The following is a 10,820-nucleotide window of genomic DNA, read 5'->3' as shown; positions in this document are numbered from 1 at the left end:
CCGCTCCGCCCGCAGTGCCTTCAGCTCCGCGTCCACCGCATTCAGCCGTTCGATGGTTTCTGCTGATAGCGTTGCCAGCACTCCGTCTCGCGCCAGTAACGCATCGGTGGCCATGACACCTGGGCCGCCGGCATTGGTGACAATCGCCAGGCGGTCACCACGCGGAGGTCGTTGTCGCGCGAGTAATTCAGCACAGTCAAACAGGTCATCGAGTTCAAAGACACGCACGATCCCTGCACGGGCAAACGCCGCTTCATAAACAGCATCGACACCTGCCATCGCTCCCGTATGGGAGGCCGCCGCCTTGGCAGACTCCTGAAACCGCCCGGCTTTATACGCAATGATCGGTTTGTTTTTGGTAAACGCCCGCGCTGCCGACATGAACTGACGCGCTTCGGTGATTGACTCGACATACAGAATGATTGACTTCGTTTGTTGATCCAGGGCAAAGTAATCAATCAGGTCAGCAATCCCGACGTCCAGCATATTCCCCACTGAGACAAAATGAGAAAACCCAATCTTTTCCTGCAAGGCCCAATCCAGCACAGCAGTACACAACGCGCCCGACTGGGAGATGAAGGCCACATTTCCGGTGAGGGGCATATCCGTGGCAAAACTGGCATTCAGATTGACGTAGGGAGCCATGATTCCCAGGCAGTTCGGCCCGATAATCCGCATTCCGGAGAACTGCCTGGCAATACTCAGAACCTGCTGTTCCAGTTTTCTGCCTGCAGTCCCCGTTTCACGAAAACCGGCTGACAGAATCACAATTCCCCGGATGCCTGCTCTCCCACACTGTTCAATCACTTCAGGAATCGTATGAGCAGGAGTACAGATTACAGCCAGATCGACGGGCTCAGGCAGTTCCTGCACTGATCGATAACAGGTATGCGCGCCTAACTGAGTATGCCGGGGATTCACGGGATAGATCTCACCGCTGAATCCACCTGTAATCAGGTTCTGAAATACTGTCTGTCCGACACTCAGCTGACGTTGGCTGGCTCCCACTACGGCAATCCTGCGGGGACGAAATATCTTATCAAGGTTCCGAATCGGCATGGTTAATTATTTCTGCTGTGATGTGATCTGCCTGAAGAGTGTTTCTCTGAATTCAGGTAGATGCCATTTCCAGTAAATGATGTTCAATACTATCTGCCAGCGCACCGGGGTTGTATCCCCCTTCCAGTACACTCACAACACGACCATTCGCATGCACGTCTGCCATCTGAAGTACGACCCGGGTCAGCCTGGCATAATCTTCACTCTCCAGCCCCAGTGATCCGATCGGATCGTCTTTATGAGCATCAAAGCCCGCACTGATCAGCACCAGTTGGGGTCTGATGTGCGCGGCCAGTTGTTCGACAGCCGCTGTGAACAGCTCACAATAGTGTTCCCGGGACGTGCCAGATTCAACCGGAACATTCAAGGTGGTCCCCAGCCCTTTCCCGGCCCCCGTTTCAGCGGCAGTTCCTGTATTTTGATAAAAGGACGAACGATGGATCGACAGGAACCCGACCTGACCATCTTCCCAGAAGATTTCCTGCGTACCATCCCCATGATGTACGTCCCAGTCAACAATCAGAACCCGTTCCAGCCCCAGTTCCTCAATCGCCAGACGCGCCCCCACGGCCACATTGTTGAACAGACAAAAGCCGAGCGCCGACTCAGGGGCAGCATGATGTCCGGGTGGCCGCACCAGGCAGAATGCCCGCTCTGCCTTGCCTTGAACGACCTGCTCCACCGCATCGCAGACAGCACCGACTGCCATTCGCGCTACTCCGTACGAATCAGGGCAAACAACAGTATCTTCCGCAATGTGACCGCCCCCCTGTTCACAGAACTCTTTCACAAAACGAATGTACTGCTGCGAATGAACGCGTTCCAGTACCGCATCGGAGACCTCAGTCCATGACCGCTGACGCAAGTGTGCGTGCATGGCAAGCTGGCTCGCTCGTCTCATCGCGGGCAGAATGCGGGCGGCATTTTCCGGAAGATCTCCCGTATCATGTTTCAGGAAAACCGGGTCTGAATAGAGTATGGTCATGGACAGATCTCTTCCGTCTTCAATTTCAGGCACTTTCAAGCAGCGGCACAATCCGGCAGCATGAGCAGGCAACAGTTTAATATGACTTGCCGTCTTGGAACGACATGAGCATACAACAATGACCGGCGAGAGGAAACGCCCTGCGAACTTCTGAATATAGAACGTAAAATGCAGTGCCGAGGAGAACCCGGACACAATGCTGCCAGTAAACAGTTCGGCCAATGCCAGATTCCTTACTTCGTCTGGTCGGGGGCAGCTTTTTCGAACGCCTCGCGGACATGCTGGATTTCCTCATTTTCATGAACCCGCAGTTCCGCCAGCAATCTCTGAAGTTCCTGCAAGGCTTCATTCCAGTTTTGAAAGGGAGGCTCTGACTGCTTTAAGCGTGCCCCGAAATCGTCGAGCCGTTTCAGGAATTCTTTATGTTTTTTTTGAAAATCCGGAACCATGATACAGAAACCGGGCGATTCATCCATGAGTGGTTTAAAATACCCCTCCTGCTCTTCATCACGAAAATGTTTCGAGAGCAGATCCCGTAAACCTTCAACGCGGGTTCCCATTTCACCATATTTTGGTAAACCACGTTCATCCAGTTCGCTCCACCAGTGATTCAGCTCCTTAATATGTAGCAGTATCTGTTCGTGGCCATCCAGTAGATACTGCAAATGCTTGTGTGATTTTTTTTTCGCTTCCCCGACCCCCTCCGGCTGCATTCGATCTCGATGTTTCATAACAGTTTGTCACTTTCTATTCCTGAAACAGAATTACACGAGGCCAGTTCCGCTTCTACTTCTGCGATACGCGTTACCGTTTTGATAACGGCATCCGGATTCAGGGAGATACTGTCAATCCCCTGCTTCACCAGAAATTCCGCGATTTCCGGATAGTCGCTGGGAGCCTGGCCACAAATACCAATCTTTTTCCCGGCTGCTTTCACGCGTTGAATGGCAACCGCCAGCGACTCCATTACGGCCGGGTCCCGTTCATCAAAGATTGACGCAACAACTTCAGAATCGCGATCCACTCCCAGTGTCAACTGGGTCAGATCATTGGAACCGATCGAAAATCCATCAAAGATTTCTGCAAACGCTTCCGCCTGGATGACATTGCTGGGTATTTCGCACATGATGTAAACTTCAAGCCCGTCTTCTCCCCTGTGTAAACCATGGCGTGCCATTTCCTCCAGCACCTTTTTGCCTTCCGCTACGGTACGGCAGAAAGGAATCATCAGTTTCATATTTTTCAGGCCCATCGTTTCGCGTACTTTGCGCATCGCCTGGCATTCCAGACCAAAAGCCTCCCGGTAACGGGGATGATAGTAACGGGATGCCCCCCGGAAGCCGATCATCGGATTTTCTTCCTCGGGCTCGTATTTCGCCCCCCCGATCAGGTTGGCATATTCATTCGTCTTGAAGTCACTCATCCGCACGATGACTTCGCGCGGATAAAACGCAGCCGCGATCATGCCGACCCCCTGCGCCAGAGTGTCCACAAAGAATGCCGGTTTATCTGTGTAGCCGGGTGTCAGCCGATCAATTTCCTCCTTTAATATCGGATCTTTTAACTGGTTGTATTCCAGTAAGGCCATCGGATGAATTCGTATGAATGAATTGATAATAAATTCCATCCGCGCCAGGCCGACACCATCACTGGGCAGCAGGGAAAGTCGAAATGCTTCGTTGGGATTCCCTGCAATTATTTTCACACTGGTTCTGGTTTCAGGTAAGCGGTCCAGGTTGATTTCCTGGACCTCATAATCCAGCTGACCGTCATACACATAGCCTGTATCTCCTTCAGCACAGGAGACAGTCACCATCTGACCCGAAAGAATTGCGGTGGTCGCTTTTTCTGCCCCTACTATTGCCGGTACTCCCAGTTCCCGGCTGATGATTGCGGCATGGCAGGTTCGACCTCCGCGATTGGTAATAATGGCAGCTGCTATTTTCATCACCGGTTCCCAGTCCGGATCAGTACGGTCCGTGATCAGCACATCTCCCGGTTGCACTTCATTCAGGTTTTTTGCACTCTCGATAACCCGGGCAACTCCATGGCCGATACGTTCTCCGACACTGTGCCCCGAAATCAACACACGACCCCGTTTTTTTAAATGATAAGTCTGCAGAGTCTGCGACTGTGGGTTTCCATGAATGGTCTCCGGTCGCGCCTGCACGATGAACAGTTCCCCGGTTTTTCCATCCTTGGCCCATTCAATATCCATGGGGCAATGTCGTTTCTGCACCGAAGAGTAATGCTCTTCAATCCGCATGGCCCAGCGGCTGAGCGTGAGAATCTCTTCATCGGTAATCGCGAAGTGTTTCCTGTCGACCGGATCAACGGGAACGTTTCGTGTCATCTTCCCGCCCCCCGAGTCGTAGATCAGTTTGAACTCTTTGGAACCCAGCGTTTTTTTCAAAATCGGTTGAAAACCCTGCTTCAACGTCGGCTTGAACACATAAAACTCATCCGGGTTCACACTCCCCTGGACAATGTTTTCCCCCAGCCCGTAAGCAGCATTGATCAGAACGGCATCTTTAAAGCCGGTTTCCGTATCAATCGAAAACATGACGCCTGAAGCTGCCAGATCCGAACGCACCATGCGTTGAATTCCAATCGAAAGTGCGATGTCGAAATGATCGAAACCCTTTTCTGTCCGGTAGGAGATTGCCCGATCCGTAAACAGCGAAGCAAAGCAGCGACGACAGGTTTCCAGCAAGGGAGCGGCCCCACGTACATTCAGGTACGATTCCTGTTGTCCGGCGAAACTGGCATCGGGTAGATCTTCCGCGGTCGCACTACTGCGGACAGCGACATCGATTCCGCCCGGTAAAGCTTCACCCAGCCTGTCATATGCCTGCAGAATCTCAGTCTGTAATGCAGTCGGCATCTCGGCAGAGAGAATCGCGTGCCGGACCTCCAGGCCATGCTGTTGAAGATTGGTAATGTCGGCGGTATCCAGATCCTGCAGGATCTCCCTGATCTGCTGATCCAGTCCGGTCTCAGCCAGAAAGAAACGATAAGCAGCAGCCGTCGTGGCAAAACCGTTGGGAACGGTAATTCCTTCTGAATTTAAATGACAGTACATTTCCCCCAGTGAAGCGTTCTTCCCCCCCACCGAAGGTACGTCGGCAATTCCAATATCACCAAACCACAGAATCAACGGCTCCTGTAACGCCATTTTGCCACTCCCTGTCCTGGTAGTCAGTTTTCAACAAATTTGCTATTTGACCAAACGGAAAAGCACATTTCCGAGGTAGAACCATTCAGAATGTTAAAAGTTGTCCCGGGTACTTTACCAGAACCCAGAGGAACCCAATACAGGTAGAACCCGATTCAGGGGTAGGGGAATCCACCAGATTGAAGTCAACTCGGTACAATTTCTCAAAAAGAGAACTGATTGAAATTCCACACTATTGAGTTCTACCGCATAATCATTCATTGTCAAAGATAATACCAGAGTCAAACCACAGTAAACACAACGTCGTCCTCCTGCTGGATCATTATGAGACACCCGCTTCGGAAGAAAGGATGCCTGATTTCATGCAGCAGTTGATCGAGTCAGAAGAACGGAATTTAGGGACGGTTCTTTCAGTCAGAGGGAGCGTAGTCGATATCAGCTTCCCCCGGCATTTACCTCCCGTGCAAAGTGAACTGCACACTGGCGATCAACAGGAAATCATCATCGAAGTCCTGACCCAGCTATCCGATCAGAGGGTCCGCGGAATCGCTTTGAACTCGACCCGAGGCCTCTCTCGCGGTGCCCAGGTTCTGGACACGGGGCATCCGCTGAAAGTTCCTGTCGGACCTGCGTTGCTGGGAAGAATGCTGAATGTTTTCGGCCAGACAATCGATACCGGCCCCCCCCTGGAATCCGAACTCTGGCGGTCCATCCATCACCAGTCTCCTGCGCTGGTGGAACGCCCTCCCCGTTCAGAAATTTTCAGCACCGGGATCAAAGCCATCGACCTGCTTTCGCCTCTGGAGCGGGGTGGAAAAGCAGGCCTGTTTGGGGGCGCCGGCGTCGGCAAAACCGTTCTGATTACAGAACTGATTCACAATGTCGTCGGGGCTCACAAAGGGGTCAGCCTGTTTTGTGGAATCGGAGAACGTTGTCGCGAAGCAGAAGAGCTCTATCGCGAAATGCAGGACGCGGGAGTCCTCGACAGCACCATTATGGTCTTCGGCCAGATGAATGAACCGCCGGGAGCCCGCTATCGCGTGGGACATGCAGCGCTCACCATGGCCGAATATTTCCGGGACGATCAACGACAGGATGTGCTGCTGCTGATTGACAATATTTTCCGTTTCATTCAGGCCGGAATGGAAGTTTCCGGATTAATGGGCGAACTCCCTTCCCGGGTAGGCTATCAGCCGACACTCGCCTCCGATCTGGCGGAACTGGAAGAACGGATCTGCACGACCACCAGCGGTTCGATTACTTCGGTGCAGGCGGTCTACGTACCGGCAGACGACTTCACCGACCCTTCTGCAGTTCATACATTCGCGCACCTTTCCACATCAGTCGTGCTCTCCCGCAGGCGAGCCTCTGAAGGCCTGTACCCGGCCATCGACCTGTTGAATTCCAGCTCAAAAATGCTGATGCCGCCTATCGTCGGTGATCATCATTATCAGGTAGCGCAAGCGGTACGTGGAACCCTGGCTAACTATGAAGATTTGAAAGACATTATCGCAATGCTGGGTCTGGAAGAACTGTCGCGTGAAGACCGACGCATTGTCAATCGTGCCCGCCGGATTGAACGTTTCCTGACACAGCCTTTTTTCAGCACAGAACAGTTCACCGGTTATGAAGGTAAATTTGTTACACTGGAAGAAACGTTAGATGGGTGTGAACGCATTTTGAATGATGAGTTTTATAATGTGTCGGAGCGGGCTCTGTACATGACAGGTTCCATTGATGAAGTGAAAAAAGGCAGTACCGCATGAATCTGAAAGTTCTGTTACCCACTGAAATTCTGATTGACCAGCCTGTCAAAAAGGTGATTGCGGAAGCAGAAAACGGTTCGTTTTGCCTGTTGCCCCGACACGTTGATTTTGTCTCCGCCCTGCTTCCGGGCATCCTGACGTTTGTGGACGAACTGCACAGCGAAAGGTACCTGGGAATCGGTGGCGGAATACTCACTAAAACCGGAGCTGATGTGCGAGTTTCCACAATTTATGCCGTCCAGGGTGAAGACCTGGGCACACTCCGCCAGAAGGTTGCTGATCAGTTTGAAGCGCAGCATGACCGAGAGCGTCTCGTTCGTTCGGCAATCGCCAAGCTGGAAGCTGATATCCTCAGGCACTTTGTCAAACAGGGAGTCGGCAGTGATGTCTGATAATCAACCCGATCCCGATAATGAAAACGATTTCGACAATCGCGATTTCCAGAGAGGTCCCCTGCACCTGCATGAGCAATCTCATATTGAACACCGGATTGCCTCGCAGGAAGCACGAAAACTCAAAGCACAACGTGAAAAACACCATACGATCTGGTTCGGATTCGGAATGTTTGGTCTGATTGGCTGGTCCGTTACCATCCCGGCTGTACTGGGAGCGATGCTGGGGGCGTGGATCGACTCCCGCTGGCCTGGTCCGTTTTCCTGGACTTTGATGCTGCTGATTGGAGGAGTCACTCTGGGATGTTTGAATGCCTGGAAATGGATCCATAAAGAAGGAGAAATAAAAAAATGAGTTTTACACTGTTGTTACAACTGTTCGCGAGTCTGACTTTCGGCATGCTTCTGGGAACGCTGTTTTTTGGTGGGCTCTGGCTGACTATTCGCAATCTGCAGAAGGTTTCACATCCCGCTTTATTATTCCTGGCTTCGGCCCTGGCCAGAACCTGTCTGGCCATTTCCGGTTTCTGGTTCATCGGCGTCTGGCTGGATGAATCGTTGCGCTGGCAACGCCTGGCGGTCTGCCTGGTCGGCTTCATTCTTGCCCGCATGATTTGCACACGCATGATCAGAACAGATCAACCGACTTTCTCAGGAAAATCAGCCTAAATGAATATGTCGCCCGATGAACCACTCTGGCAGTGGGAATTTCTGATTCTGAACAGAACCATTCTGTTTACCTGGCTGGTCATGGGGCTGTTGACTTGCGGCTCCTGGCTCATCACGCGCCGGCTGAGTACCAGCACCCGCCTGTCACGTGGTCAGAACCTGCTTGAAGTACTGGTCACAGGTTTGCGGAACCAGATTCAGGAAGTCAGTCAACAGGATCCTGGTCCCTTCCTCCCTTTTGTGGGCACACTGTTTTTATTCATTGTGGTCTCCAATATTCTATCCATCGTACCCGGTTACCATGCCCCGACCAGTTCCATTTCCACTACAGCCGCACTGGCAACCTGTGTGTTTGTTGCCGTCCCCATCTACGGGATAGCCCGACAGGGACTGGCTGATTACCTGAAGCAGTATATCCGCCCCACTTTTCTGATGTTGCCATTTAATATTATCGGTGAATTGTCGAGGACACTGGCTCTGGCGGTACGTCTTTACGGGAACATCATGAGTGGCAGTGTCATCGGAGCGATTCTACTGGGCTTTGTCCCCCTGTTTGTCCCGATTCTGATGCAGGCATTTGGTCTGCTCACCGGCATCATCCAGGCTTATATCTTTTCGGTACTGGCGATGGTTTACATCGCATCAGCCACACAAGTGACTCATGACTTAAACGAACAACCTGAAGAACATTCAAAACAAAATACTTAAAGGAGCAGTCTATGGACGCGAACACGGTGATTGCAGCAGTTTCAATTTTCACAGCGGGGATAACCATCGCCATTGGATCCGTTGGTCCGGCGCTGGGTGAAGGCAGAGCCCTTGCCCAGGCGTTAAGCGCCATTGCACAACAGCCCGATGAAGCCAGCACGATTACACGGACCCTGTTTGTCGGGCTGGCAATGGTGGAATCGACGGCGATTTACTGTTTTGTGATTTCCATGATTCTGATCTTTGCCAACCCGTTCTGGAATCACTTTCTACAGGCAACCTCCAGATAGTCTTACTGACAGATTCAACAGGAAAACGGAATGTCCATCGACTGGTTTACTTTTACTGCTCAGATTCTTAACTTTCTGGTCCTGGTCTGGCTGTTGTCCCATTTCCTTTATAAGCCGGTGCTGAATGCGATGGCGGAACGGGAACAACAGATTACAGCAGAACACGAAGCAGCCACCGCTGCGCAACGTGAGGCAGAAACCGAACTGGCCCGTTATCAACAACAGACCGAAGACCTGGCTCATGCCCGGGAGGAATTACTGGCTGAGGCTGGAAAAGAAATTCAGATCTGGAAGGAACAGCATCTGAAGCAGGCGCGCTCGGACATCGATCAGGAAAAAACTGAGTGGTTTCGCGCCCTGCACCGCGAACGCGAATCTTTCTTAAAGGAAGCCCGCTTGCGCATGGCAGCACACATGCATCAAATGAGCCACAGAATCCTCAAAGAACTGGCTGACTCCGATCTGCAACAGCAGACGATTGCCGTTTTCATGAATCGTATCAGGCAGATTGATGCAACACATAAAAAGGAATTTCTCGCGAAGCTGGAATCGTCAGACCCGCAAATGCTGGTCGAAAGTGCCTTCGAACTGACTCAATCCGACCGCAAGAAGATTACGGATTTGATACACGATTATCTCAGCCCGGAAGTGGGAATTCGTTTTCGCGAGAATCCCGAACTGATTTGTGGAATCGACCTACATCTGGCTGGCTACAAAATCTCATGGAATCTGCAGGAGTCGCTGGAAGAACTGGAAGAAGAATTTGTTCGTTCTCTCAATGATGTCATTTCAATCGACCCGGAATCAGAGATCAAACCGAAAGAATAATATTGTGCGTCGAAAATCACTCAGGCCATATCAATGAATCATAGTCCCGATATTAAATCCTTGATCCACTCCACGTTTGATCAATTTGGCAATGTATTAAGTCAGCATGATTTTACACCGCGACTGATCGAAATCGGAAAAGTTACTTATGTCGGTCGCAGCCATGCCCGGATCAGCGGCTTACCGAATGTGCAGTCAGAAGAACTGTTGCAGTTCCCCCATCACATCCTGGGCCTGGCCTTAAATCTGGATGAACATGAGGTCGGGGTCGTACTGCTCGACCACGGAGAACAACTCACTGCCGGGGATGAAGTCAGGCGAACGCACCGCTTGCTTGATGTACCTGTGGGCGAATCGCTAATAGGTCGTGTCATCGACCCGGTCGGGCGACCGCTGGATGGTCGTGGTCCGATCACAGCTGCCGAACGCAGACCCTATGAACGCGACCCGGCCCCCATTATCGACCGGGCTCCTGTCACGGTTCCTCTGCAGACCGGTTTGAAAGTCATCGATGCCCTGATCCCCATCGGCCGCGGTCAGCGTGAACTGATCCTGGGAGATCGACAGACAGGCAAAACAGCGATCGCCCTTGATACAATACTCAACCAGAAAAACAAGGATGTCATCTGTATCTACTGCGCGATCGGCCAGCGGAATACAGCCGTCGCCAAAGTGATCGACGACCTGCGTACTCACGGCGCATTGGAATACACTACCGTGGTCGTGGGTGAGAGCGACGCCCCGCCGGGACTGCAGTTTGTCGCCCCGTATGCGGCTACCACCCTGGGTGAATATTTTATGGACCGAGGGCAGGATGTACTCGTGATCTATGATGACCTGACGTCACACGCCCGTGCTTACCGGGAATTATCCCTGCTCCTCAGACGCCCACCAGGGCGTGAAGCATTCCCCGGCGACATCTTCTACCTGCATTCACGTCTGCTGGAA

11 protein-coding genes and 1 pseudogene are annotated in these 10,820 nt (G+C 52.0%); 8 read left to right on the top strand and 4 right to left on the bottom strand.

Features of this window, described 5'->3' with window-relative positions:
- The 4 genes from AACZ40_RS25235 to ppsA form a co-directional block, all read right to left on the bottom strand.
- The coding region (locus AACZ40_RS25235) for a CoA-binding protein (RefSeq protein WP_339676325.1) at positions 1-1,059 on the bottom strand (1,059 nt) is incomplete at its 3' end.
- 52 nt (positions 1,060-1,111) lie between these two features.
- On the bottom strand, positions 1,112-2,044 hold the full coding sequence (locus AACZ40_RS25230) for a histone deacetylase (RefSeq protein WP_291169007.1): 933 nt from the start codon (positions 2,042-2,044) through the stop codon (positions 1,112-1,114).
- Positions 2,045-2,277: 233 nt separating this feature from the next.
- On the bottom strand, positions 2,278-2,775 hold the full coding sequence (locus AACZ40_RS25225; protein WP_291169010.1) for a hemerythrin domain-containing protein: 498 nt from the start codon (positions 2,773-2,775) through the stop codon (positions 2,278-2,280).
- Positions 2,772-5,219: a phosphoenolpyruvate synthase gene (ppsA, locus tag AACZ40_RS25220; protein ID WP_291169012.1), complete on the bottom strand. Its 2,448-nt coding sequence runs from the start codon at positions 5,217-5,219 to the stop codon at positions 2,772-2,774. Before ppsA ends, AACZ40_RS25225 begins: the two co-directional genes overlap by 4 nt.
- A gap of 350 nt (positions 5,220-5,569) precedes the next feature.
- Between ppsA and atpD the strand changes: the two genes are divergently transcribed.
- The 8 genes and pseudogenes from atpD to AACZ40_RS25180 all read left to right on the top strand — a co-directional run.
- Positions 5,570-6,985 (top strand): F0F1 ATP synthase subunit beta, encoded by a 1,416-nt coding sequence (gene atpD, locus AACZ40_RS25215; RefSeq protein ID WP_291169014.1) that lies wholly within the window; start codon positions 5,570-5,572, stop codon positions 6,983-6,985.
- A complete protein-coding gene (locus AACZ40_RS25210) occupies positions 6,982-7,377 on the top strand; it encodes a F0F1 ATP synthase subunit epsilon (protein WP_291169016.1) in 396 nt (131 codons plus the stop codon). Before atpD ends, AACZ40_RS25210 begins: the two co-directional genes overlap by 4 nt.
- The gene (locus AACZ40_RS25205; RefSeq protein ID WP_291169019.1) at positions 7,370-7,732 is read left to right on the top strand and encodes an AtpZ/AtpI family protein; all 363 of its coding nucleotides are present in this window, start codon (positions 7,370-7,372) and stop codon (positions 7,730-7,732) included. Before AACZ40_RS25210 ends, AACZ40_RS25205 begins: the two co-directional genes overlap by 8 nt.
- Entirely contained in the window at positions 7,729-8,046 is a 318-nt protein-coding gene (locus AACZ40_RS25200; RefSeq protein WP_291169020.1) for an ATP synthase subunit I, read from the top strand. The genes AACZ40_RS25205 and AACZ40_RS25200 overlap by 4 nt, the downstream gene beginning before the upstream one ends.
- Positions 8,047-8,754, top strand: a complete 708-nt coding sequence (locus tag AACZ40_RS25195; RefSeq protein WP_291169022.1) for a F0F1 ATP synthase subunit A — start codon at positions 8,047-8,049, stop codon at positions 8,752-8,754.
- An 11-nt stretch (positions 8,755-8,765) separates the two neighbouring features.
- Positions 8,766-9,044, top strand: coding sequence for a F0F1 ATP synthase subunit C (locus tag AACZ40_RS25190; protein ID WP_291169024.1), 279 nt, complete (start codon positions 8,766-8,768; stop codon positions 9,042-9,044).
- A gap of 30 nt (positions 9,045-9,074) precedes the next feature.
- A complete protein-coding gene (locus tag AACZ40_RS25185) occupies positions 9,075-9,872 on the top strand; it encodes a hypothetical protein (protein WP_291169026.1) in 798 nt (265 codons plus the stop codon).
- 33 nt (positions 9,873-9,905) lie between these two features.
- Positions 9,906-10,820, top strand: a pseudogene (locus AACZ40_RS25180) (F0F1 ATP synthase subunit alpha); the annotation flags it as partial.

It is taken from the genome of uncultured Gimesia sp. (genome assembly GCF_963972345.1).
Taxonomy (GTDB): Bacteria; Planctomycetota; Planctomycetia; order Planctomycetales; family Planctomycetaceae; genus Gimesia.
This window is presented reverse-complemented; position numbering and strand designations above follow the sequence as displayed.